This is a genomic window from uncultured Rummeliibacillus sp., assembly GCF_934216135.1.
Taxonomy (GTDB): domain Bacteria; phylum Bacillota; class Bacilli; order Bacillales_A; family Planococcaceae; genus Rummeliibacillus.
This window is the reverse complement of record NZ_CAKQBI010000021.1, coordinates 13,832-39,684: the sequence shown is the minus strand read 5'-3', so window position 1 is coordinate 39,684 and position 25,853 is coordinate 13,832. Positions and strand designations below refer to the sequence as shown.

The window sequence follows — 25,853 nt, the reverse complement described above, 5'->3', positions numbered from 1 at the left end:
ATTTTACCTTTCACAAAATCATTATTCTTTATACGGTACATTTTCTATCTGAAGCAATGCCTTTTTTAACGGAATACCCGCGCTAAAACCTGTCAGTTTTCCGTTCTTCCCAATTATCCGATGACAAGGAATCGCTATTAAGATTGGATTTGCGCCTATTGCTCCGCCAACAGCTCTTACCGCTTTTGGACGTTTAATACGGTTAGCAATGTCTGAATAGCAAGTTGTCTTACCGTATGGAATCTGAAGTAATCCTTTCCATACTTCTTTTTGAAATGGTGTTCCTTGTAAATCTAATGGCATATCAAAGATAGTTCTTTTCCCTGAAAAATATTCTTCATATTGCTTTTGGTATTTGATCAATTTTCCACTGTTTTCTACTAATTCGAATGTTTTATAATACTTTTTACGCCATGCCTCAATCGATTCTTTTGATGTTCCTACATAACATAATCCATTTTCCGTAGCTGCTAGGAAAATGTCCCACTCTTTTTGGTTGAATGAAGTCCAATAGATAATCTCCAAAATTGTTCCTCCGTTATATATTTAGATAATAATTATCCATATTATAGGATACTTACAAAATAGATTCATCTTTCAAAGCAAGTATGATTCCAACCATCGAAAGTCAAAAAACAATTGGGTTAGTGCAACTACCCGGCATGATGAGCGGTCAAATAATAGCTGGTGCTGACCCTGTTCAAGCTGTTCAATTTCAATTAATGGTCTTATTTATGTTACTAACTTCTGCTGCAGTTTCTAGCATTATATTGGGGTTTTTATCCTATCCAACATTGTTTAATGATCGTATGCAAATGTTAAAAGAAAAATTTTAAGCATGGAGAATCTATTAGACCATTAAATAATCATTGATAGCAAATGCTTGCTATATTCTAAATATGCAAAAAAACGTTTTCCCTCTTCCATGAAGGGAAAACGTTTTTTGGCGTCATAATATTAATTTTGTACCTATGTACTAAGTTACAGATTTTATAGGATGAATGCAACTTATTTGTCATAAAAACCAACAAATTTCGACACAAATGAGCCTTAGAACGTATGGAGCCTTATTTGTTCTAACTTAACTGCCACACATTTCTTCATTTAAGCCTTTTATCAAAAATAATATAGCAGTATATACATATTTATCCTCAACTACAAGGATATCTTTTTATGGAATATTTTTTCAAAATTCTGTGATATAATCTATTAAAATATACTTTCATCATAAAGGGGAATAGCATATGTCACTTAAAGATTTCTTTATCGCGTTATCCGAAAACCAATTTTTAAATAACAATGCTAAGAAGTATGGATTGAAATTAGGTGCTGCTAGCGTAGTTGCTGGGACTAACATTGCAGAAGTAATGGACAGTATTAAAGAGTTAAACTCACATGGTATCTCTTGTACAGTGGACAACTTAGGGGAATTTGTTCATGACCAATCTGAAGCAACAGCAGCAAAAGAACAAATTTTAGCTGTTATTGAAGCTATTCACCAAAACAATGTAGACGCGCATATTTCTTTAAAGCCTTCTCAACTTGGTTTAGATATTGACTATGACTTTTGCTATAGAAATTTAAAAGAGATCGTTGCATTAGCAGACCAATATAATATTTTCGTGAACTTCGATATGGAAAATTATGAACGTCTACAACCTTCTTTTAATTTACTTGAAAAATTATCAAAAGATCATCAAAATATTGGGACCGTTATTCAAGCATATTTTCTTCGTGCTAAAGACGATATTAAAAAATTTAAAGACTTTCGTTTACGCATTGTTAAAGGGGCCTATAAAGAATCAAGTGACGTTGCTTATCAAGAAAAAGAAGATATCGACCGCAATTACATAGACCTTTTAGAATATCATTTATTACATGGTAAATTCACTTCAATTGCAACACATGATCACAATATTATTAATCATATAAAGAAATTTATCGCTGACCATAATATACCAAACGAAAAATACGAATTCCAAATGTTATACGGTTTCCGCCAAGATATGCAACTTCAACTTGTAAAAGAAGGTTATAATTTCTGCACATACGTTCCATTTGGACAAGATTGGTATGGCTACTTCATGCGACGATTAGCTGAACGTCCACAAAATATTGAACTTGTGATCAAACAAGTTTTTAATAAAAAAACAAATACCTTACTCGGCGTAGCGGCAGCAGGTTTTATAGTTGGGCGTTTAACAAAACGAAGATGAAGCTAAAGGGTTAAGCAAATTTTCCTTAATAAGAACAGGTATTAAAAATCCCGATTACCTCCAGAAGGATGTAATCGGGATTTTTACTTTTTATTTATTCCAGCCTTTTTCTTTAAATCTCGCTATAGCTTCGATTCGATTGCTTACTTCTAGCTTATCTAAAATTGTCGATATATAATTTCGAACAGTCCCAGGAGATAAAAATAGTTCACTTGCAATCTCTTTTGTTGTTTTTCCTTTTGCCACAAGTCCCAATACTTCGCTTTCACGATCAGTGAGGGGATTTTCTGTTTCTTCTTCATAAACGATGTCGATCAATTCTGGAGCATAAATTCTGCGACCATCCATAATTACTCGAATAGCATTTACTAATTCCTCTATCGGACTATCTTTTAGCAGGTAGCCTCTAACTCCCGCTTTTCTTGCTCGTTCAAAATAACCTGGTCTAGCAAATGTCGTTAAAATAATGACTTTGACGTCTTTTTCTTTCAAATCCTCTGCAGCATCTAACCCTGTTTTTTCAGGCATTTCAATATCCATAATGACAATGTCTGGCTGATACTTATCAACCAGTTTTAATGCATCTACACCATTATGCCCTACTCCAACAACTTCCATATCATCTTCCATATTAATCAATGACTTCAAAGCTCCTAGCAGCATTCCTTGATCTTCAGCAATTACTATATTAATCATCTTATCCACTTCCTTTGAAATGACTTCCGATTCTCTTTACGTTAATTATAGCAAATAATCGATTATCCTCGACTTTTTTCGATTTTCATTTTTCTAAAATAAAAGCCACCCCTATTTAGGAATGACTCTCAGCTCTTTATGATATTTTTAGCGATCTTAACTTGTAATCATGAGAAACGACACGTTTTTTCACTTCTTTAAACGTTACAAAATGTTTGTTAGGTGAATCATACAATTTGTAACGTAATGATTCCATACTTGTCTTAATAGTGATGGTCGTTGCATGTTGCAATGGTGGTGTTTTTGTATGAGCTTCTTGTAATTTATAGTTTGGTACACGTGGTGCTAAATGATGTACATGATGGAAGCCAATATTACCTGTAATCCATTGTAAAACAAGTGGTAGTTTGTAATAAGAACTTCCTTCTATTGCCGCCTTTACATAGTCCCAATCATTTTGATTTTCAAAATAAGAATCTTCAAATGTATGTTGGATAAAGAATAACCAAATACCAAGCGATCCAGCAACAAACATTGTTGTACCATGAATGATTAAAAACGATTGAACATTTGTCAGTAAAATGATGCCAGTAATAATTGCGGCGATGCAGATATTTGATAAATAAGTATTTAAACGTTCCTTTTTCTTTGCGTTTTTGTGATTAAATCGGCTATCGATTAACACTAAATATAAAGGTCCTAATCCAAACATAACAAGTGGATTACGGTAAGCTCTGTAACAGAATCTTTTCCATTTAGAAGCTTCTAAATATTCATCAACTGTCATTACCCAAATATCACCGATTCCCCGTTTATCCAAGTTAGAACTTGAAGCATGATGAATCATATGCTCTTTTTTCCACTTTTCATATGAAAATAACGTAAGAACTCCTGTTATAAATCCCATGAAATCATTTGCTTTTTTATTCTTAAAGAACGAACCATGTGTGCAATCATGGAAAATGATAAATGTACGAACTACGAATCCTGCTGCGATGATACTAAGTCCAATTGCCCCTAACATTGTGTAAGGAATAATCCAATACGCAGCAGTTAATATTGCGAGTAAGGGAATAATTGTATTTATTATTTGTATGATACTTTTTTTTGTATCAGAAGTTGCGAAAGGTGTAACTGCCATTTTTAGCTGTTTTGTTTTTTCACGATCTGTCAAAGAGATCCCTCCAACCTTTTTTCCTGTTGGACTCATCATACTTTCACTCATCGTTTTACAATAGATATAGATGTCATGAGGTAGACATGACATTTATCATGTTCTCGGTGCTAAAAGCAATTAATTATTATGTACTTAATGATAATATTGGAAAAATATTTTGAATAATATTTTTCTTCACCTATCCTTATCATTTAGAATAGATACATAGAGTATAATAATTAATACCCAGAGTAGATTTTTTAAGAATTTTGGGGATTATTCTAGCCATTTAGTTTTATGGAGGGATTTTTTTGAATCTTTTTCTTCAACAACGCCAAGAACTTAAATTGTATATGACAACTCAGCTAAGACAATCTATAGAATTACTCCAATACTCAACATACGATTTAGAACAATTTATACGCCAGCAAGAATTAGAAAATCCATTGATTGACCTTCAAGAAAAACCAACGTCACCACAAATTGAGAAACTTCCACCTTTTAGACCATCTAAATATGCAAAACAGGCAACATCCGATATTTCAAAACCAATTGAAGAAAATCTAAGAGATTATTTGTTGAAAATGGTCAATTTAAATTTTAAAGATAGAGATACACAAAAATTACTAAAGTATATTATCAATAATTTGAATGATTTTGGTTACCTAATAATAGAAGATAGCAATGCAATTTATTCTGCAGAATTCATTACAAAGGGGATTGAACTTCTTCAACAGATTGGACCGATTGGAATTGGAGCAAGAAATTTAAAAGAATGTCTAATAATGCAATGTCAATATAGATATCCGAACCATCTTATTTTACAAGAATTAATTCAAAATCATTTGCCATTACTTGCTGAAAACAAGTGGCAAATGATTGCTAAAAATATGAAATGTTCCGTAGAAGTCATACAACAATTAAACAAACAAATCCAAACACTCAATCCAAGACCTTGCAATTTTTCTATTTCTGATAGCATTGAATATGTGCAACCTGATATTATTGTAGAATTTCAGGAAAATGAATTGACATTCTACTTAAACGATTATTATCTTCCTCAAATCCATCTAAATAAGCATTACTTAAATGTACCAACTATAAATAGTGAAGATAAACAATATATCCTTAATCATCATAGGAATTACCAGTGGCTCGTAAACAGTATTGAACAGCGCCGAAATACAATTATCAAAATAATGCATGTACTAATCAATAAACAATTAGATTTCTTTAAAAATGGCATTGCCCATCTAGCACCATTAACTTTAAAAGAAGTTGCAGAGGAAATTGATATGCATGAATCTACCGTAAGTCGTACAACATCAAATAAGTTTATCCAAACGCCTATCGGAACATTTGAGATGAAATCATTGTTCACTTCTAAAATCTCTAAAAATGATGGCGGTCAAATTTCTCAAGAAAAAGTAAAAGCATTATTAAAACAAATTATTCAAAGAGAAAACAAATATAAACCATACTCCGATCAAAAAATCTCGGAGTATTTAAATTCTGAATACGCTATACAAATAGCTAGAAGAACTATTAGTAAGTACCGTGATGAGCTGCAAATTCCAACAGCCAGTATGCGAAAAATATGGAAATAATCAAATGTAAAAGCCCATCTAGTCCGCAGCTAAAGATGGGCTTTTGACTATTTTATTCTACATTAAAATACCGTGCATCTGGGTGTGCAAAAACCATGGCACTAACAGATGCTTCTGGAGACATCATGTAACCGTCGGTTAATGTAACACCTATATCTTCTGGCTTGATCAATTTAAATAGTTTTTCTTGATCTTCGAGATTAGGACAAGCTGGATAGCCAAATGAGAAACGTTGTCCTTGGTATTTTGCTGCAAAGCGATCACGCATTGTAAAATCAGTACCATCAGGGAATCCCCAGAAGTCACGCATTTCTTGATGTATCCGTTCAGCAAATCCTTCCGCAAGTTCTAAAGCTGTGGCTTGTAATGCATGACTTTCTAAGAATTTTCCTTGATCCTTTAAACGAGTAGCCGCCTCACGAACACCATGTCCTGCTGTTACTTGCATAAATCCAACATAATCCATTTCTCCACTATCTACCGATTTTAAGAAATCAGCCAAACATAAGAATGGCTTCTTTTGTTGACGTGGGAATGTAAAACGTTCAATCTCTTTTTTAGTATCATTAGGATCATAAATAATTACGTCATCTCCATCTGATTGTGCTGGGAAGAATTGATACATACCAGATGGGCTTAAAATCCCTGATTTTAAAAATCCTGTTACTAATTCATATAGTTCAATAGCTCGCTCATCACCCTTTTCGAGCATCGTTTCATTGAAACCTTTTAATCCAAGATGATGTCCGATTAAGGTTCTCATATTCACATATGGTTGAAGATGCGCAACGGAATAATCTCTTAATATATGTCTTGTTAAATCTTGAGGTACAAATACAGGTACATCATTTCGTACTGTTTTAACAGGTTTTGGAGCAACAGCAACGGCCGTTCTCTCTCCTCTTTTTGCTTCTTGTGCCATTCTTTTTTCTTGAGCTGCATATATTTCATGTAAAAGATTTTCTTTATCATCACTTTGCAATCGGTTGGCTATTTCAAGTCCTTGCATCGCATCTTTAGCATATAACACAGGACCACCGTATTCCTTCGCAATCTTGGTATCTGTAAACTTTCGAGATAATGCAGCCCCACCAACCATAATTGGTGTTTCAATCTGTGCCTCTTTAAAATCTTGTGCAGTAACAACCATTTGTTGAGCTGATTTTACAAGTAAGCCTGATAAGCCAACTATATCGGGTTTTTCGGTACGAATAGCCTCTATTAACGCTTGAGGAGTCACCTTGATTCCTAAATCTATTACTTTAAAGCCATTATTACTTAAAATAATATCTACTAGGTTTTTCCCAATATCATGTACATCCCCTTTTACAGTTGCAAGGATTACTTTGCCTTTCCCTGTATCATCTTCTTTTTTCTCCATGAAGTCTTCAAGGAATGATACCGCCGCTTTCATAACCCCTGCAGATTGCAGTACTTCCGCAACAATAAGCTGGTTATCGTTGAAAAGTTTACCTACAGTAGCCATCCCATCCATAAGAGGTCCATTAATAATATCTAACGGTGTATCATATTGTTTCAAAGCAGCTTGTAAATCCGGTATTAACCCCTCTTTTGTACCTTCAACTATATAATAAGCTAAACGTTCTGGAACTGTTTTAGGAATATCTGCTTCTGTTTTTTCCTTCTTTTTATCACGATAGAAATCTGTAAACTTCGCTAATGTTTGATCTGTTGTTTTAAATAGTAAATCATTTGCTAATTGTTTTTCATTATCAGGGATAGAAGCATAACGCTCAATCTTTTCTGTATTAACAATGGCATAGTCAAGACCTGCTTGTGTACAGTTATAAAGGTACACAGCATTTAATACTTCACGTCCAACTGGCGGTAACCCAAATGAAACATTACTAACACCAAGAATTGTTAGAGCTCTTGGTAGTTTTTCTTTAATTAACCGAATCCCTTCAATTGTCTCAACAGCTGATCCTATATACTGCTCATCACCTGTTCCAACTGGAAAAACAAGTGGATCAAAAATAATATCTTCTGGTGCTATTCCCCATTGGTTAACGAGTAAATCATAAGAACGTTCAGCTATCTCTAACTTACGATGTCGATCAACCGCCATACCTTTCTCATCAATTGTGCCAACAACAATTGAAGCACCATATTTTTTGACGATTGGTAATACTGCTTCAAAACGTTCTTCCCCGTCTTCTAAGTTAATAGAATTGATAATTGCTTTTCCTTGTGAGTATTTTAGTGCTTCTTCAATTACCTTTTCATCAGTTGAATCAATTACAATAGGTACCTTAACTTTTTTCACAACTTCTTGCATAAAGTTCTTCATATCTTCCAATTCATCACGATCTGGATTTGCTAAACATATATCTAGAACATGCGCGCCATTCTTCACTTGAGCACGAGCAATTTCTGATGCTTCTTCATACTTTTCCTCTACAATAAGTCGCTTAAATTTACGAGAACCGATAACATTTGTCCGTTCACCAACAAATAGTGGACGCATAGAATCGTCATAAACCAATGAATCAATACCAGATACTACATGACCATGCTCATGATCAGGCTTCTTGCGTGGTTTTTGGTCTTTGACAACCTCTCGTATTGCTCGAATATGATCTGGCGTTGTTCCACAGCAACCACCGACTAGATTTAACCATCCTTTATCTGCAAAGCCTGCAAGTTTTTTTGATAAGGATTCTGGGGTTTCATGATAATGTCCTTCTTCATCAGGGAGACCAGCATTTGGATAACAGCTAACATAACTTGTTGCAATTTCAGACAAAGAGCGCAAATGATCTGTCATAAATTCAGGACCTGTTGCACAGTTTAATCCAACTGATAAAGGATTAATATGTTCAATTGAAATATAAAATGCTTCGATTCCTTGACCAGCTAGTGTTGTACCCATAGGTTCAATTGTCCCTGATATCATCACAGGAATCTTTTTATGTAGCTCTTCAAAAGCTTGCTTAATCCCTAAAGTGCCCGCTTTGACATTTAACATATCTTGACTTGTTTCAAGTAGAAGAACATCCGCTCCGCCTTCAATTAGTCCTTTCGCTTGTACATAGAAATCATGTTGTAACTCATCGAAAGTAATACCACCCGTTACTGAAAGTGTTTTGGTAGTTGGGCCCATAGAGCCCGCTACAAAGCGCGGCCAATCGGGAGTTGAAAATTCGGCCGCCGCTTTTTTTGCAATTTCTACTGCTCTTTTATTGATTTCCTCTGCTCTATTTCCTAAAGAATATTCATTTAAAACAACTGGTGTCCCGCCAAATGTATTTGTACTAATAACATCTGAACCTGCTTCAAGATAAGCACGATGTATCGATTCAACAACATCTGGTCGAGTAATATTCAAATATTCGTTACACCCTTCATATTCCTCTCCACCAAAATCTTCCGCTGTTAAATTTGCATTTTGCAACATCGTTCCCATGGCACCATCTAAAACTAAAATGTGATTTTCAAGTCGTTCTTCAATGAGATGCTTTGACATAGTTGCTTTCATCCTCTCTCTTGAAATCTAATTCGCGTATATAGTTCATTAACTCAATTGACATATCATAACGCATAAATGGTGTGATTAAATAGATTCCATTAAACAATTCGGCCGCTGTATCAATCAGCTCTTTTGCAATAGCAATTCCTTCAAATCTCGCGGCTTCCTTATCTTCACCTGTCGCTCTCATACGTTCTAATACTTCTTCAGAAAGCTTAATACCCGGCACTTCATGATGCAGAAATTCCGAATTTCTTACACTTGTAAGTGGCATGATACCAATGAATATAGGCGTTTCTAAATGTTTTGTTGCTTCATACACTTCAATAATTTTTTCTTTACTATAGACAGGTTGTGTGATGAAATAATCTGCACCCGCTTCGATTTTTTTCTCTAACCGACCAACTGCACGCTCTACTACACGTACATTAGGATTGAATGCTGCAGCTACTGAAAAATTCGCTTTTTTCCGGAGTGGCTTTCCAGAAAATGAAATACCTTCATTCAATTTTTTTATAAGTTGGAGAAGTTCAATACTAGAGACATCATATACACTTGTTGCGCCTGGAAAATCCCCTACTTTGGATGGGTCGCCTGTAACCGCTAAAATATCATGAATGCCCAACGCATTTAACCCCATTAAATGTGATTGCAAACCGATTAAATTCCGATCACGACAGGTTATATGGGCAAGAGGGCGAATATTATTATTTAGCTTTAATATTGATCCCATCGCCATATTACTAATTCGCGGTGAGGCAAGTGAATTATCTGCCATGGTCACAGCATCAGCTCCAGCTTCATATAAAGCCTTGGAACCTTCTATAAACTTTTCGATTTCCAAATGCCTTGGTGTATCAAGTTCCACTATAATAGAACGTTCCTTTTTCGCCTTCTCATGAAGTGGCTTATAACTTTCTTTTGTAGCTTCTTTAATCAATATGACTTCTTTATGCTTAACTACTTTATGCTGAATTGGTGGTAGATCTGCCAAACGGTGTTTGACCGCTTCTATATGTTTTGGTGTTGTTCCGCAACATCCACCAATCAACCTTACTCCCTGATCTCTTAGCAATACTGCGGATCTGCCAAAGTATTCTGCCTCAGATTCATAAACTATTTTGCCATCTTCAACATCTAAAAGGCTTGCGTTAGGATAAGCCGAAAGAAAGGCTTTTGATGGGAGTTCTACATCTTCAAAGGCTTGGATAGTATGGTGTGGACCTAAGCGACAGTTAACGCCTACGATATCAGCGCCGATTGCTTCTAATTGGTGAAGAGCATCATTTAATCGTAAACCATTTTGCAAAATACCTGGTTCATGCATCGATACTTGCGAAATTATTGGAACATCAGTGATTCTGCGCAAATGCTTTACTGCTGCCTTTAATTCATCAAAATCATAATAAGTTTCAAGCAAAAGTCCATCCGGATTACCAGCTAGTAGAATTCCTGCCTGTTCATCCAACGACCGAATGATTTCGTCTAAAGTCGCATCACTTTTTCGAATACCCCGAATACCACCGATTGTCCCTAAAACAAACTGTTCCCCTTTTGAAGCAACTTTTTTTGCAATCTGAATGGCACTCTCATTTATGGCTTTCACAGAATTTTCAAGACCATATCGTTCTAATTTAATAGCGTTTGCTGTATAAGTATTCGTTTGAATAATGTCTGCACCTGCATCGATATATTGTTGATGGATATTCTCAATAACTTCTGGCTTTTTAACATTTAATTCCTCATAACAATAGTCGATTCCATACGAATATAATAATGTTCCCATTGCACCATCTGCAGTTAAAACTTGCGATTGAAGTTTTTCTAAAAGTCCCATACTGTCCTTCCTTTCTTTTCCACCGTAGTCCTACCACTCGGTATTATTTTCCACATTGAGCTTGTGAGAAAAATCGATGTGGGAATTTCATCAAATTTAAAATAAAAAACCTTCTTAACAAAAAATAAGAAGGTTTTAGAATGCATATTGATTGCTCCTTCTTATCTACAGGATTACTCCACTGGAATTAGCACCTGACCAATTGGCTGGTTGCTGAAGCTTCATAGGGCCAGTCCCTCAGCTTCTCTTGATAAGAAATAATATTTAATTTTTAGAATAATTAAAAGAATCATACTCCTTAATATACTTTTCGTCAAGGACATATGAAAAAATGAGTTACATTTGTATTTTTTATAATTGCAACTCATTTTACGGTTGTAAAAGGAAAGACTTTTAGTAAGCTATAAAAATTTATTTTAACTTAAAATAGCTCGTATCATCAGTATATGTTTCTTTCTTAATGAGTTTTCCGCGAATAATCATACGTTTTTCACCATTATAGTTACAGGTGACAAGTGTGATTAGCTTTTCATCTCCTTGATCTTGAATCACTTCTACTTGTGTTGGCTTGACGATAAACATATCAGAAATTTGATATTCGTATATATTTCTGAAATCTGTAATATAAACTTTCATACCTTCTTGTGCTTTTGTTAATGGGCTAAATAAGGTTTTACCATTATTCATATTATGCCCAGCTAAAGAGTAATTTCCTTGTCCCATAACTTGATCTTGTTTCATCGTTCCTGCACCAACCGTTAAATTAATATTTGAAATTCCATAGACGATTGGTAATTGCATATGAACATCCGGTACACTAATTGCTCCAATTGCATGTACATCTTTCTTTTTCGTTTGGGCATCAAGTACATCTTGTAAACGAATATTTTCCACCTTTGCAAAATCGAAAGTTGCCTGTGGTGTTGTCTTTGCTTTTTCAATATTGGTCTTTTGGATTGTTTCCTTAGACATGTTATCTACCAACAATACCATTATTGGTTTTTGAAAGGTCAATACTAATCCCGTAAAGAGTAATAAAATACCGAGCACTAAACTCAACTTTCTCATCATTTTATAAACCTCTTTCTTTTTTCTTATCTTTCCATGTTACATAGTGAGTTCCAATATTACAATAAAAAAAGACCAAGAGAGAGATTAGCTCTTGGTCATAGAAACTTAGAATTATTAAATTGATTGGATAATTTTTTCTGCTGTGTCTTGTCCGTTTTTAATGCAATTTCCAATGCCTACTCCATAATATGAGCATCCTGCTAAAATAACATGTGGATATTTTTCTTCTAATTGGGTAGTCAATGATTTTACCGTTTCTGCATGTCCCATACCATAGACAGGCATTAAATCATTCCATTTTGTCACATTTACAACAGCTGGTTCGCTATCTAATTTTAATGATTTCTTAATATCTTCCAATGCTATTGCAGTTAACTCTTCTTCGTTTAAATGTTTGAGCTTATTGAATATAGGATTTGAGCTTTTATAAAATAGACGGACAAGTAAATTACCCGATTTAGATGTATGGTTCCACTTGCGACTTGTCCAAGTACAAGCATTGCATTTTACATCACTATTTTTTGATACTATATAGCCCGTACCATCAGCTGGTAGCTTTTCATCAGGAATATTAAATCCTACATAAATGGTAATAATAGAAGCATTATGAATGGTATTTAGTTCTTCATCAATTCTTTTGTCTTTTAATATCTTACTCGTTACTGCATGTGGGGTTGCTAATACAATATAGTCGGCGATAATATTTTCATGTTTATCAAACGAACATATATATCGGTCATCACTTTTTGTAATATTCGTCGTTGCTAGACCTTTTATAATTTCTACATCTGTTAACGTTTCTTCTAAGCGATCAATCAATTGTGAAAGTCCATTTTTAAAAGAGATAAACTTTTTGTCTGATGACTTTTGGAATTGCTCACGGTTTGCGCCAAACCCTTTGATAATACTGCCATATTGTTCTTTATAATCTAGTAAATATGGTAATGTAGATGCCATTGTTAACTTATACAAATCACCTGAATATACACCCGATAAAACAGGAGCAATTTGCTTTTCGACTAACTCTTTTCCTAAAAAGTATTCAAGAAATTCACCAATCGAGCTATCCTTTGTGAAACGGTCATTCGGTAAATCTAAGTCTTTTAATGCTTCTTTTTTTCCCTCTGGTGAAACTAGTGTACTGCTATTTAATGATTCGATGCTTGTAGGGATCCCAAATACGCTATCAGCAGGGATAGCATGTAATGTATTATTCGTATATATATATGATATACCCGTGCCATTATAAACGAGGTCAGTTTCTAATCCAATTTCTTGGACAAGAGGCAATACACTTTTATGGCGGGCAACGATTGAATCAGCACCTGTTTCCATGATGAATCCATGGTTATGCTCCGAATGTATTTTGCCTCCTAGATATTCATTTTTCTCTATTAGCACAAGATTTATATCTAAATTTTTTTCTCTTTTCTGTTTTTGTAAATAATGCATAGTGCAAAGCCCAGTAATGCCTCCGCCAACTACAACAACTGTTTTCAAGTTGTCCAACTCCTTTATATTCACGAGATTATTCGATTCTTGACAAATCTTAGTATAATCTTTCATATCAATGGATGCCATGATTTTGGTCACAACAGTTTAAGTGATTTATGACGATTTTTAGAAAAATGGATATTGTTTGTAGAAATTATTTTAATATCTTATTATTTTTAATTAAGGAGTGGAAAAGTTCCACTTACATAGCGAGGATGATGAGATGGATTTATTGATGATTATTCTATTGCTAATAGGTTGTTTGCTTATTTCAAATATAATAGGGCACTACTTACCTTTTATTCCTACAGCTCTTATTCAAATTGCTATAGGAGTTATATTAGCACTTTTATTTAGTAATATTACATTAGAACTTGAAACAGAATGGTTCCTTTTGCTGTTTGTCGCACCACTTTTATATAATGATGGTCGTAATTTTCCCCGTGAAGAATTATGGAATATGAAGATGCCTATTTTGGGCAATGCCATTATTCTAGTACTAATTACAACTTTAGCCGGTGGTTACTTTATACATTGGTTAATACCTTCTATACCTTTAGCTGCTGCATTTGCACTAGCAGCCATACTTTCTCCTACAGACCCCGTTGCTGTAAATGGTATTGCAAAGCGCATTCAAATACCTGAGAAAATTTTAAATGTTGTACGTGGGGAATCATTGATCAATGATGCCTCAGGACTAGTAGCATTTAAATATGCAGTTGTCGCTGTCGTCACTGGCTATTTCTCTATTAAAGAAGCGTTATTAAATTTCTCTTACACATTTTTAATTGGCGGAATTTTAGGTTTAGTTGTCGGTACTATACTAACGCAAATCCGTTTTTCATTACGCCGTGCTGGTATTCGAGATGTTATTTTCCATACGCTTTTGCAATTGTTAACACCATTTATCGTCTATCTTGTTGCAGAAGATGTCTTCCATGCTTCAGGTGTTATTGCAGTTGTCGTTGCTGGTATTGCTCAAGCTTTAGTTAAAGATAAGACGGAGATATTACTAGCAGAAGAACAATTACTAACTGAAAATACATGGTCGATTGTCTTATTCATCCTAAATGGTATTGTATTCCTTTTACTTGGTTTGAATATTCCTTCCTCCATGGAAGAATCGATTGAAAATACAAGTATCAATAACTGGAAGTTAATAGGATACGCACTTGCAATTGGTATTGTCATTCTAGGGATACGTTTCCTTTGGTCTCATTTCAATGCTATTTACTCATTTAAAAAAGGAAATGATGATCAGCCAACTTTGAAAAAAAGCTTACTTAGTAGCTTCGTAGGAGTTCGGGGAGCTGTTACTATGGCTGGTGTATTATCATTGCCATTCATCACGGAAAGTGGCTCATTTTTCCCCGAGCGCTCATTGATTTTATTTCTAGCTTCGGCTGTAATCTTATTTACGTTAATCGTTGCAACAATTTTCCTTCCTATCCTTATTGATTCAAGCGAAGTTGGGGATGTTATCGAAAAACAGCACAATTTCAATGAAGCAAAAAAGCAACTTTTACTTGTATCTATTAATCGAATTCATCGTGAAATGAATGATGATAATCGTAATATAGCTTACCAACTGATTGGAGAATATCAGCAAATGTTTCGTCAAGTACAAATTGATACTAGTGCTGCCAAAACCGGAAAGCCTAAATACCAAAGTGAGATTACAAAAATTCGTTTACAAGCGTTGGTAGTTGAGGAACAATATATTGAAGAACTATACAAGGGACACCATTTAGATCAAGATATGTATACGGCCATTCAATCCACTTTTTCAGAAAGAAAACGCATTATCCAACACAATATGCAAAAAGGTTTTTCGTTTGTATTATACCGGATTATTCGAGAATGGCGTATGGCGCGGAAAAAATACCTGTTGAATAAAGAAAAGTTCGTCTCTTATGTTCGGATGAAACAAGTAATCAGGAAAAATGCATACGAGCATGCTTTAGAATTTCTAAGAGAACAGGCAAAATTGGCACCAAATCCTGAAATTTATTATATGATTGCATTCGAATATGAAAGAGCCATTTCTCTAATAAATAAAGAAGTTACAACAATTTCAAATAAACATGAAGAGTTAAAAAATGAATTACGGACAGTGATTACGGAAACCGAACGAGCTGAAATTCATAGGATGTACGAAGCTGGCGAGATTAGTAAAGAGGAAGAACGAGATTTACGAAGGTTTGTTAATTATATTGAAAGTGTCAACTTGTATGAACATGTGGAGTAAGCCGTGTTTCTAAACTCTTGATAATCCTTCAAAAATTTAGGCTACGATAATGTGGATTCCACTAATATCGTAGCCTTTTTAGAAAGAATTATCTTTCTCCTGTTGCGATTTTATTGCTGATTAAAGCTGTATAATACTTCGCACCTTTTTGGTTTGGATGTATCTGATCGTCATAAAACAAATCATACTGTCTATTTGTCATACTATACCAATCAATTAGCTTCACGTTTTTATGGCTTTTTACTGCACGATTGATTTTGCGATTGACACTGTTTTGCCAGTTACGTGGAACTCGTGTATTCACAAGATAGATATGGCGATCATTACCAATTTCTTTCAATAAATCTTCTAGTTGAGTTTTGCTGAAATCTCCATTAGATCCTAATCCGAGCAAAACTACTTTGCCTAACTTACCTTTTCGCTTTAAATTATTAACAACTTTAACCGTTTCATATACTTGTCGTCCAACTTTTGCATCCACGACAATCTGTGGAATTTGCTTCTTTAATGAGGATGCAGCACTTAACATAACAGAATCTCCAATAGCCGTCACACTTATGGATGGGGAGACGGTCATCGCCTTAATATCTTTACCTGTTGTTTCTTTTTTAGCTGCTACAGCTGTTGCAATCGACTTTTTTTCATGCGCAGTTTCCACATTTTTAGTTACTTTTTCCTTATCTAATGCTGTTGAAGATGGTAGTGTCTTTTCTTTTATATCTTTTTCTTCGCTTAACTTTTTTTGTTCGTCTTTCAAATGTTGCTCTAATGCTTCACTATTTGTTTGCTTTTGAGCGGGGGTAAATACCATTCCCATCGCAAAGACGATAATAATACACCCTACAAAGGCAGAGCCTATTCTATAGGGTAATGCCCATTCTTTCCAGTTCCAAGACCATTCATGGGTTTGAAATTTATGTAACCAAATCTTCCATTCTCCTTTTCGAACTGGATCTTCAACAAATCGCCAAGAAAGCTCAGCTAAAAGAAGCGTCAAACCAATGATGAAAAGCGTTCTCCACAAAGGAACATCTACCCCATCCACACCTGCACCCATCAAAACAACTAGTGGGAAATGCCATATATATATACCATAAGATCGAACCCCTACCCATAAAAGCGGCTTAAAGCTCAATATATCTCCAACCTGACTTGCTGGGTGTACAATGGTTGCGATTAAAATAGCTGTTACGATAGAAGCAAATAACATGCCCCCATAATATAAAAATGGTCCTTCTTCATGCATGAATATAAACATTAAAAGAAGAATTAAGAAACTTCCTGTCCCAGCCCAGTTTAATAATTTCTTTGCTTCATCTGTAACTTTTTCTTTCAGTTTTCCACTTGGCCATACAAATGCTAATGCTGCGCCTATTAATAGTGAAAATGCTCTTGTATCTGTACCGTAATATACACGACTAGGATCTTCTCCTGGAGTATACATAATTGCCATCATTATCGCCGATATAATAGCTCCACCAATTATCCATAAAGCAAATTTCTCCTTTTTGCGTATAAAGGATAAAGAAACTATTAAAATAAGTGGCCATATAATATAAAACTGTTCCTCTACCGCTAATGACCACATATGTTGTAAGGGTGATGGCGGAGAAAATTTTGTAAAATATGAATGCTCCTGAACAACATAAAACCAATTACTAATATAAAATGCAGCTGCTAATATTTCGGAACGCAATCCCACTAAAAAAGAGCGTTGGAATAACGTAATCCAAAAACCAATTAGTATTAACATGATGAATAATGCAGGGATTAATCTTCTAAACCTCCGTATCCAGAAGCTTTTTAAATCGATTTTTCCGTACTTTTCATATTCATTCAACAGTAAATCTGTGATTAAATAGCCTGATAACACAAAGAAAATGGTAACGCCTAAATAGCCACCCACAATTCCACTAACATGTAGGTGATATAAAATCACTGCAATTACCGATATAGCCCTCAGACCGTCTAAACCACTTATGTATCTGTGATTTGTTTTCACCGGTTTAGGCATGAAGGTACCCTCCTACTTCTACTTATAAAAACTGATTATCTACAAGCACCTTGACTCAGGTATTTCGATTTTCCAATAGTTATTGTAATTTCAAATATACTTTTAAGCCAAAAATAATAGGATATTTAGACAAAATTCGTCAAATAACCCATACATCTTATTTTGCAATAATTTGTCGATAATCACAAGGTACTATTGATGTGAACAATTGTAGGGAATAGTTTGTTTTAATAGGTATTTAGAATAAAAAAACTAAGATTAACCTTCTGATTAATCTTAGCCTCTTCTTACCATAAGTTATCTTTCGCAAGCGTATCCATCATGATCTCTATCCATTTTTTCTTGATATGCTGGATGAGATTTAGGAACACCGTTTGGATAATATTGACGCAATTCAGTGCAATTCTTAAAATTTGTTTTTGTAGTAGTCTTTTTAGGAGCTGTTATCTCTTTTTTACCGCTCCACAATCCTACTTTCTTTTTCTTTGCCTGAGCTTGTAATGTTCTTAATCTTTTTTCATAAGAGTATGTTCCGTAATCATAAAACTTTTTAACATAACCCTTTTTTACTAAAGACTCTTGCAATAGCTTTCCGTCTACCCAAACCCAAACTAATGTACGGCCATATTTATCCTTTTTAGGTCCATCATATTGTAATTGAATTTTCTTTGCTTTTTTAAGTTTTGTACAAGTATACTTGGAAGCTGTTTTACCATATGGTTGAATTTTATTTGTTGACTCTGGAGTATCTACATAAAGAAATCTAGAATATCCAGCTTTTTTAAAATATGCAGTATCGCCATCTACACATTTAGTGACACGATCTGTAAATTTCTTACCTGCTTTGGCATCAGCAGTTGTTGGTAATGTAAGACCAACAATAATTGAAGAAATTAATATCCATCCAGACAAAAATGATGCTATTTTTTTCAAACTATCCACCTCAATTTATTTTTAAGAAAAATATATTTTCTTTATAAATCAAGATATCACAGTGTAAAAGAAAAAGATGTAACCAAGTGATACGTTACATCTTTTTTAAGTGGAAATTTTTATATATTAGCCAAAAAGTAATAAGTATTATTACAATAATTATAGTATATTTGTACATTAATAATGTAATGATACAACGAACAATCGACAGCCCGAATTTTAAAAAAAATAATATTCCAAGCAGAATCATCACATTTTTCAAAAGTCGATTCAAATGATATCACCAACCTTACACAATGATATCTATTATAGCATTATAACAAAAGAATAGATTTCCTCTTTACCGAATGACATATTGTATATATACTTTTCATTTTATGCTCATAAAAAGAGAACGTAAAACCTTACATTCTCTTTTTCGACTATTCTGCTTTGACCTTACCATAAGCGCCACCGCCTCCACTAGATAGAGATAATTTCCCATTTTTCCCTTGTTCAATTAATGTAGCAATTTTTGTTGGGACCACTTCTTTTAATTCTGATTCAGTTATTACATGTAAAACAGCCATCTCAGTTCCAAAATTACTTAATAATTTTTGAATTGTTTTAGGACCAACACCAGGGATAAAGTCCAATGGCACTTGGTGAATATATGGCGGACGAATGCGCGATGTCTCATTAGTATCTTTAAGTTCCTCAATCCTTACTGCTACACCTTTTACAAGATGCTTTCCTCCACAGTTTGAACATGGTGTTTCAGTTGTTCGATGCCCACAGTCTGCACAAGCAGTTTCATGATACTTTCCTAAAAGCGGATTGAGTCCATAGTTTGCAATAATCTTCCGTCCATCTATTTCGTGCAAAGCCTTTTGCAATTCATCAAATGTCGCTTCTTGCAATCGGATTTTTTGATATTCCCGAGCCATCTTACCAAGTGAATGTGCATCGGAATTTGTAACAAAGGTATATTTGTCCAACTCACTTATTCCCTTCACCATATCCGTATCCGAACTAAGTCCCAATTCAATTGCGTCTATTTGATCCATATCAAATACTTCTGCAAGACTCTTTTTCACACCTTTGCCATAAGCACTTTTAAATGGTGTAAAGACATGTGCTGGTATAAATAGACCGCTTAGTGCATGTACTTTATGTTGCAATGTAATGGCATCACAGGCTATTCGCTGCGTACTTAAGTTAATGTTCGTTACATAGTTTTGCATCCATTTAGAAAACTCTCGCATTGCTTGCCACGATCTAAAAAATGCAAGTACGTGTAACGGACCTAAACAGTTGCTATCATTGACTTCAATTTCAACTCCTGGTATTAGCGTCGTTTTTTGATATCGTAAACCGCCACCAGCTAACTCAACTAGCTTATTTTCTTCTATTAGAAATGCCATTTCATCTAACACTTCAGGCGAATGACAATCTATCACACCAACAATATCTAAGCCTTTTTTAGAAGTTGCTGCATCCAGTATATTTTCAAGTGTTAATGTTTTACTTCCCGTTATTTTTACTGGTTTTCCTTTCCATGTTCGACCGATATGAATATGTAAATCTGCATAGTAATCTGTAAACAATGCCTCTCACGTCCTTCAATATGATTTTATCAATAGAAAAGAGCGTGTATGAAAGTTGAGACACGCCCATTGCAATGGGGATGATGGAATCTTGATTTGACCACCGCAGGATATATACTTCACAGCAGATATTAGAGAAGAGGAAAGCCCCTTCTCTAATCTAAAAAATTCACTTTCGTTGCCCCTGATTATTTGCAGTATCAAATGCTACTAATGTAAAACCAAATTTCTTTTCTAACTCTTTTAATTCTTTTACCTTTTTATCATCCAGCTTTGCATATTTGTTTCCTTCCATTTTCACCACATCCCTTCTTACTATTTATTTTGTCTCCTTTATAAACGATTATGTATTAGAGTTCTTTTACATTATTCAACAACTTGGAACAAAAATGTATATTGCGAAACAGGTATTCATATAGATACATTGATGCCAAAACATCAGAAAGGAGGTTTATATGTTTACACAATTCAAATACTGGAAGCCTTATATTAGCCCTTTCGATCCCTGTGAGCCTATTCGTATAAAAAGCTACTCCACTCCTCCACAACTCTATATCCAATTCCAACCGCCTGGATTACCACAATATCCAACCGCAAAACAAGCACTACACTGCGGAACACTTTGGCCAGACCTTTTCAGCCCTTATCCGAATCCTGAAAAAAAGGGGAATTAATATGACTACAAAAAAATTACCTCCTGAGTATTATCAAATGCTTGAGGAAATTCAAGCCAATGATTTTGTCGCTTTAGAATTAAATTTATACTTAGACACCCATCCAAATGATTTTGAAGCGATTAAGCAATTTAATGATGTGTCTTTAAAAAGTATGGAGATGAAAGTTGAATTTGAAAAACACTTTGGCCCACTGATGAATTTCGGTAGAAGTTTTTCAAACTACCCTTGGAATTGGAAAGATGCTCCTTGGCCTTGGCAAGTATAGTAGCTCTATGATTGTGAATCAGTGATGATAGGAGGAATAGTGGATGTGGTATTACGAAAAGAAGCTACAATATCCTGTTAAGGTAAGGGAGTGTAATCCTCGTTTAGCAAAATTTTTAGTCGAGCAATATGGTGGAGCTGATGGAGAACTGGCAGCTGCACTCAGATACTTAAACCAGCGTTATACTATTCCAGATAAAGTAATTGGTCTTTTAAATGACATTGGCACAGAAGAATTTGCACATCTCGAAATGATCGCTACTATGATTTATAAGTTAACAAAAGATGCAACACCTGAACAATTAAAGGCTGCAGGTCTAGGAGATCATTACGTTGCGCATGATAGTGCACTTTTCTACAATAACGCTTCTGGCGTTCCATTTACAACTGCATATATTCAGGCAAAAGGAGATCCAATTGCTGATTTATATGAAGATATTGCTGCAGAAGAAAAAGCACGTGCAACGTACCAATGGATTATCGATTTATCAGATGATCCTGATTTAAACGATGGATTAAAATACCTTAGAGAAAGAGAAATTGTCCATTCCTTGCGTTTTAGGGAAGCTGTTGAAATACTGAAAGAAGAAAGAGATCGAAAAAAATTCTTTTAAGACATTTGGCGTTAAGGATCGACATAATTGTCGAAAACTAACGCCTTACTTTTTCCTCTTCCACTTCCACTGTGAAAGATTCCCCCCAAAAATCTGTACATGCCCCTGTTACAATTATTCGTGATGGAAAGCTTTTAAAAGATGAGCGGATACAATGAAGTTTGGTTAAAAAAGCAACTTTCCTCTCATAATATTTCTAATTATAAAGATGTTTTTTTAGCCGAATGGCTTGAGGGTGATGGCATTTTTATTCAAAAGCTATAAGCTTCTATAAAACATTATAAAATTTTTAGAATGATTTTTATTATTTTGTTAAGAATAGTAATAGTAAATTCTAACAGAGGTGATTACTATGATACTATTTGAATCACGTATTGAAGGTAAAAAAACTGAGTTTGGCTATATTCGAGATGTTTTCGAATCATTCGGATGTAGTTTCTGCTCTAATTTTGAATATCATGAAGGAAAATTCGATTCCATTCTCTATCGGGAAGATGGGGAAACCGTTTATCTTCGAATGCCCTTTAGAGTAATTGATGGAGAACTAGATCATTATTCAGCATATATACAATTTGAGAGACCTTTTGTGATCAAACACGTTGTAAATCTTGGCTTAGATTATGACGAGAACTCATTATTAACTGTTACAGGCGGACTTAGTCAATTTCAAGATCCTATTGATAAGGATGGGCATATAAGAGATAAAAGTCGATGGGTAAAAGCCGGTGAAGAGAAGATCGAAAAGATGTTAAGTTCAATTGATCATGAATTAGTATCTTGAATTTTCCACATTGTATACCGTAATTATAGGTCTGCAATTTTTAGAGACTTTTCCTTTTAAAAAATTCTTTAAAGATTTCGTACATATAGTACGGGATGAAGCACATACTACAAGCATAAAGGAGGGATTTATATGCCTATTTTAGAGAATTGGCAACAATGGACATCATTTTTAGGTCAAAATGTAGACAAAGCTGAAGATGCTGGTATGCCTAATCATGTAATCCAACAAGCAGCTGTACAAATTGGAGAGTATTTAGCGAATAATGTTGATCCAAAAAACTTACAACAAAGAGTACTTTCCGATATGTGGGGAGTTGCTTCTGAAAGCGAAAAAGAAGCACTTGCAAGTTGTGTTGTTAAATTAGTCCAAAATAATAAGCTACAATAACAAAGAACAACCCCGAATGGCGTACATTTATTATACCCAATCGGGGTTTTCCATTAGTATAGGGAGTTAAAATATGAAAATTCGTTTTGGTTATGTAGCGAACGCATTGGGATTATGGGATGCAAGTCCATCAAAAACTTTAACTTTTGCCCGTTATTCTGCTCTACCAAAAGACCAACGACTGGATAAATTAATATCTATTACAACCCAAAATTTAGCACATACAAAAAGAATTTTACATTATAATATCGCTCATGAAATCAATTTATATCGATTTTCAAGTGCACTCGTTCCTTTAGCTACTCATCCAGAAGTGATGTGGGATTATATTACCCCCTTAAAAGACCAATGGAAAGAGATTGGACAACTGATACATCATTTTAAACTATCCCCTAGCTTCCACCCCAATCAGTTTACGATTTTTACTAGTCCACGTGATGATGTAACCTATAATGCTATAAAAGATATGGAATATCATTATAAAATGCTCGAAGCTATGGGCATAACAAATATCGGAAATATAAACATACACATCGGAGGCGCTTATGGGGATAAATCCATCGCCTTAAGACAATTCCATCAAAATATAAAGAAATTACCATCAGAGATAAAAATGATAATGACATTAGAAAATGATGATAAAACCTATAATGTTGAAGAAACGCTTACTACTTGTGAAAAGGAACATATACCTATGATTTTAGATTATCATCACTATATGGCAAATAGAGGAGATATAACCCTGTCACATTATTTGCAAAGGATCTATGATACTTGGCATAGAACAAATAAAAATCCAAAAGTTCACCTTTCTTCACCTAAGTCAGATCAGTTTTATCGTGCTCATGCAGATTTCGTTTCATTTGATTTTGTCTTACCCTTTTTAGAAATGGCTAAACTAAATGATCAAGATATAGACGTTATTATTGAAGCTAAACAAAAGAATCTTGCCATGCATAAACTTATAGAGGACATTGCCTCACTTCGTGGTGTCAAACGAATTTCAAGCTCTACAGTAGAATGGTAATTAAGAATAAGGCTCTTCTTTTCATCTAAAGAATGACTAGAAGAGCCTTTTATAATATATGGACATGTTTAACTTCTATAAAACCAATTCTTCAGATGGAACACCTTGAGTATTTAATAAACGTATAATTTTCGGTTGTATCTGAATAAATACATAGTTCGGATCATCAGGACCTTCAAACCATTGTTTAAATGATTCTTCCCAAAACTTTGTTTTTAAATCTTGAGATTTATTTAGCTCAGCTACTCCAGAAATTTCTACATACTCATCACTTAGTCCATTTCCTTCATAACCAAGCAGTACAGAAACTGCGTTGTTGTTTTCGATTTCTTCTATTTTTTCTTGATTCAATTTAGTTGGTGTAAACAAAGTGAAATGATCATTATAAAATGTCATATACCTTGAATGGGGCTTATTATTTTCAACTGTTGAGAGAACACCATTTTTATGATGCGAAATTAGTTTGAGTACCTTTTCTTTTAATTGTTCATTGCTCATTTTCTCTACTCCTTCCATATTCTTTCTAACTTACCTTTCCTCATAAAGAGGATAATTATACTTTCCAAAGTCCTTAACAAATTTTATTTTTCCAATAGAAAGAAAACATAATTCAAACTCAAAAGGTAACACTTAATCATAAAGCACATTCAATCCTCCTTGAAGAAATAAAAGAAAATGGTGATAATATGAATGATCCTTTTATGCCAAAACTGGTTTACTTTGAACCAAACGCATTAGACTATCCATTAGGAAAAGAACTTTTTGACAAATTCACAAAACTAAATATAGAAATAAGATATACCACATCACACAACCAAGTCCGTAATCTGCCTGGAGAAAACGACTTTCAAAAATATCGTAATGCCAAATCAACATTAGTAGTTGGCTTACGAAAAACATTAAAATTCGATACTTCAAAACCTTCTGCAGAATATGCTATCCCGTTTGCTACCGGTTGTATGGGACACTGTCATTATTGTTATTTGCAAACGACTATGGGAAGTAAACCTTATATCCGTACCTATGTAAATGTAGATGAAATTCTTGCTGCTGCAGACAATTATATAGAAGAGCGTGCACCAGAAATAACTCGATTTGAGGCTGCTTGTACATCGGATATTGTAGGAATCGATCATTTAACTCATACATTAAAAAGAGCCATAGAACATTTTGGACAAACAGAGCTTGGACGTTTGAGGTTTGTAACAAAATTTCATCATGTAGATCATCTTCTAGATGCCAAACACAATGGAAATACAAGATTTCGTTTTAGTATTAATGCTGATTATGTTATCAAGAACTTTGAGCCAGGAACCTCTCCACTAGCTAAACGTATCGATGCTGCTGGTAAAGTAGCTCGAGCAGGATATCCACTCGGTTTCATCGTTGCACCTATATACCTTCATGATGGTTGGCAAGAAGGTTACTATCATATGTTTGAACGTCTTAATGATGAGTTACCTCTTGAAGTACGTGATGATATAACATTTGAATTTATCCAACATCGTTTTACCAAACCTGCCAAAAGAGTAATTGAAAAAAATTATCCTAAGACAAAACTTGAACTAGACGAAGAAAAAAGACGTTATAAATGGGGAAAGTATGGTATTGGAAAGTACATTTATCAAAAAGATGAAGAAGAAGAGATGAAGAGCAACTTATACAGTTATATGAACGAATTTTTTCCAAACGCAAAGTTGGAATACTTTACTTAATCGGATAAAGGAATGTAACTTTCTAGGACAACTTGCT

At 34.4% G+C, this 25,853-nt stretch carries 22 protein-coding genes, 1 pseudogene and 1 riboswitch; of the genes and pseudogenes, 11 read left to right on the top strand and 12 right to left on the bottom strand.

Features of this window, described 5'->3' with window-relative positions; translation table 11 throughout:
* Positions 1-21: 21 nt before the first annotated feature.
* On the bottom strand, positions 22-525 hold the full coding sequence (locus Q0977_RS12875) for a methylated-DNA--[protein]-cysteine S-methyltransferase (protein ID WP_299514623.1): 504 nt from the start codon (positions 523-525) through the stop codon (positions 22-24).
* A gap of 65 nt (positions 526-590) precedes the next feature.
* Between Q0977_RS12875 and Q0977_RS12870 the strand changes: the two are divergent.
* Together Q0977_RS12870 and Q0977_RS12865 are read left to right on the top strand one after the other, a co-directional pair.
* Positions 591-836, top strand: a pseudogene (locus Q0977_RS12870) (ABC transporter permease); the annotation flags it as partial.
* A 408-nt stretch (positions 837-1,244) separates the two neighbouring features.
* Positions 1,245-2,216: a proline dehydrogenase family protein gene (locus tag Q0977_RS12865; RefSeq protein WP_124218146.1), complete on the top strand. Its 972-nt coding sequence runs from the start codon at positions 1,245-1,247 to the stop codon at positions 2,214-2,216.
* Positions 2,217-2,306: 90 nt separating this feature from the next.
* On the opposite strand, the gene Q0977_RS12860 is transcribed toward Q0977_RS12865, so the two are convergent.
* Together Q0977_RS12860 and Q0977_RS12855 are read right to left on the bottom strand one after the other, a co-directional pair.
* Positions 2,307-2,912 carry a response regulator transcription factor gene (locus Q0977_RS12860; RefSeq protein ID WP_124218145.1) on the bottom strand — a complete coding sequence of 202 codons (606 nt, stop codon included), beginning with the start codon at positions 2,910-2,912 and terminating at the stop codon, positions 2,307-2,309.
* A gap of 136 nt (positions 2,913-3,048) precedes the next feature.
* On the bottom strand, positions 3,049-4,053 hold the full coding sequence (locus Q0977_RS12855; protein ID WP_299514667.1) for a fatty acid desaturase: 1,005 nt from the start codon (positions 4,051-4,053) through the stop codon (positions 3,049-3,051).
* Positions 4,054-4,379: 326 nt separating this feature from the next.
* Here Q0977_RS12855 and rpoN point away from each other — a divergent pair, with 326 nt between their 5' ends.
* Positions 4,380-5,675 carry an RNA polymerase factor sigma-54 gene (rpoN, locus tag Q0977_RS12850; RefSeq protein ID WP_299514615.1) on the top strand — a complete coding sequence of 432 codons (1,296 nt, stop codon included), beginning with the start codon at positions 4,380-4,382 and terminating at the stop codon, positions 5,673-5,675.
* 52 nt (positions 5,676-5,727) lie between these two features.
* Here rpoN and metH read toward each other — a convergent pair whose 3' ends face one another.
* The 4 genes from metH to Q0977_RS12830 all read right to left on the bottom strand — a co-directional run bounded on the left by metH (position 5,728) and on the right by Q0977_RS12830 (position 13,573).
* Entirely contained in the window at positions 5,728-9,162 is a 3,435-nt protein-coding gene (gene metH / locus Q0977_RS12845; RefSeq protein ID WP_299514612.1) for a methionine synthase, read from the bottom strand.
* The gene (locus Q0977_RS12840) at positions 9,143-11,002 is read right to left on the bottom strand and encodes a bifunctional homocysteine S-methyltransferase/methylenetetrahydrofolate reductase (RefSeq protein WP_124218143.1); all 1,860 of its coding nucleotides are present in this window, start codon (positions 11,000-11,002) and stop codon (positions 9,143-9,145) included. The genes metH and Q0977_RS12840 overlap by 20 nt, the downstream gene beginning before the upstream one ends.
* Positions 11,003-11,160: 158 nt before the next feature.
* Positions 11,161-11,259: riboswitch (SAM riboswitch) on the bottom strand.
* Positions 11,260-11,413: 154 nt separating this feature from the next.
* Positions 11,414-12,073, bottom strand: a complete 660-nt coding sequence (locus tag Q0977_RS12835; protein ID WP_119415827.1) for a class A sortase — start codon at positions 12,071-12,073, stop codon at positions 11,414-11,416.
* A 114-nt stretch (positions 12,074-12,187) separates the two neighbouring features.
* A complete protein-coding gene (locus Q0977_RS12830) occupies positions 12,188-13,573 on the bottom strand; it encodes a protoporphyrinogen oxidase (RefSeq protein ID WP_119415828.1) in 1,386 nt (461 codons plus the stop codon).
* A 217-nt stretch (positions 13,574-13,790) separates the two neighbouring features.
* On the opposite strand from Q0977_RS12830, the gene Q0977_RS12825 reads away from it, so the two are divergent.
* On the top strand, positions 13,791-15,815 hold the full coding sequence (locus tag Q0977_RS12825) for a Na+/H+ antiporter (RefSeq protein WP_299514597.1): 2,025 nt from the start codon (positions 13,791-13,793) through the stop codon (positions 15,813-15,815).
* Between the two features lie 88 nt (positions 15,816-15,903).
* Here Q0977_RS12825 and Q0977_RS12820 read toward each other — a convergent pair whose 3' ends face one another.
* The 4 genes from Q0977_RS12820 to Q0977_RS12805 all read right to left on the bottom strand — a co-directional run bounded on the left by Q0977_RS12820 (position 15,904) and on the right by Q0977_RS12805 (position 20,643).
* Entirely contained in the window at positions 15,904-17,829 is a 1,926-nt protein-coding gene (locus Q0977_RS12820; protein ID WP_119415830.1) for an acyltransferase family protein, read from the bottom strand.
* A gap of 297 nt (positions 17,830-18,126) precedes the next feature.
* Positions 18,127-18,762, bottom strand: a complete 636-nt coding sequence (locus Q0977_RS12815) for a thermonuclease family protein (RefSeq protein WP_147414480.1) — start codon at positions 18,760-18,762, stop codon at positions 18,127-18,129.
* A gap of 422 nt (positions 18,763-19,184) precedes the next feature.
* A complete protein-coding gene (locus Q0977_RS12810; protein WP_119415832.1) occupies positions 19,185-20,348 on the bottom strand; it encodes an endonuclease Q family protein in 1,164 nt (387 codons plus the stop codon).
* Positions 20,349-20,517: 169 nt separating this feature from the next.
* Complete coding sequence (locus Q0977_RS12805) at positions 20,518-20,643, bottom strand: hypothetical protein (protein ID WP_255416309.1); 126 nt, start codon at positions 20,641-20,643, stop codon at positions 20,518-20,520.
* Positions 20,644-20,803: 160 nt separating this feature from the next.
* On the opposite strand from Q0977_RS12805, the gene Q0977_RS12800 reads away from it, so the two are divergent.
* From Q0977_RS12800 to uvsE, 6 genes are all read left to right on the top strand, one after another.
* On the top strand, positions 20,804-21,022 hold the full coding sequence (locus Q0977_RS12800; protein ID WP_119415833.1) for a spore coat associated protein CotJA: 219 nt from the start codon (positions 20,804-20,806) through the stop codon (positions 21,020-21,022).
* Between the two features lies 1 nt (position 21,023).
* The gene (locus Q0977_RS12795; protein WP_119415834.1) at positions 21,024-21,290 is read left to right on the top strand and encodes a spore coat protein CotJB; all 267 of its coding nucleotides are present in this window, start codon (positions 21,024-21,026) and stop codon (positions 21,288-21,290) included.
* A 43-nt stretch (positions 21,291-21,333) separates the two neighbouring features.
* Complete coding sequence (locus Q0977_RS12790) at positions 21,334-21,903, top strand: manganese catalase family protein (RefSeq protein WP_119415835.1); 570 nt, start codon at positions 21,334-21,336, stop codon at positions 21,901-21,903.
* A gap of 352 nt (positions 21,904-22,255) precedes the next feature.
* Complete coding sequence (locus Q0977_RS12785; protein ID WP_119415836.1) at positions 22,256-22,684, top strand: YugN family protein; 429 nt, start codon at positions 22,256-22,258, stop codon at positions 22,682-22,684.
* 132 nt (positions 22,685-22,816) lie between these two features.
* On the top strand, positions 22,817-23,074 hold the full coding sequence (locus Q0977_RS12780; protein ID WP_119415837.1) for a DUF3243 domain-containing protein: 258 nt from the start codon (positions 22,817-22,819) through the stop codon (positions 23,072-23,074).
* A gap of 73 nt (positions 23,075-23,147) precedes the next feature.
* A complete protein-coding gene (gene uvsE, locus Q0977_RS12775; protein WP_119415838.1) occupies positions 23,148-24,101 on the top strand; it encodes a UV DNA damage repair endonuclease UvsE in 954 nt (317 codons plus the stop codon).
* Between the two features lie 75 nt (positions 24,102-24,176).
* Here the strand turns inward: uvsE and Q0977_RS12770 are convergent, their stop codons facing one another.
* A complete protein-coding gene (locus Q0977_RS12770) occupies positions 24,177-24,599 on the bottom strand; it encodes a pyridoxamine 5'-phosphate oxidase family protein (RefSeq protein ID WP_119415839.1) in 423 nt (140 codons plus the stop codon).
* Positions 24,600-24,787: 188 nt separating this feature from the next.
* Here Q0977_RS12770 and splB point away from each other — a divergent pair, with 188 nt between their 5' ends.
* On the top strand, positions 24,788-25,816 hold the full coding sequence (gene splB, locus Q0977_RS12765; protein ID WP_299514580.1) for a spore photoproduct lyase: 1,029 nt from the start codon (positions 24,788-24,790) through the stop codon (positions 25,814-25,816).
* Positions 25,817-25,853 lie beyond the last annotated feature (37 nt).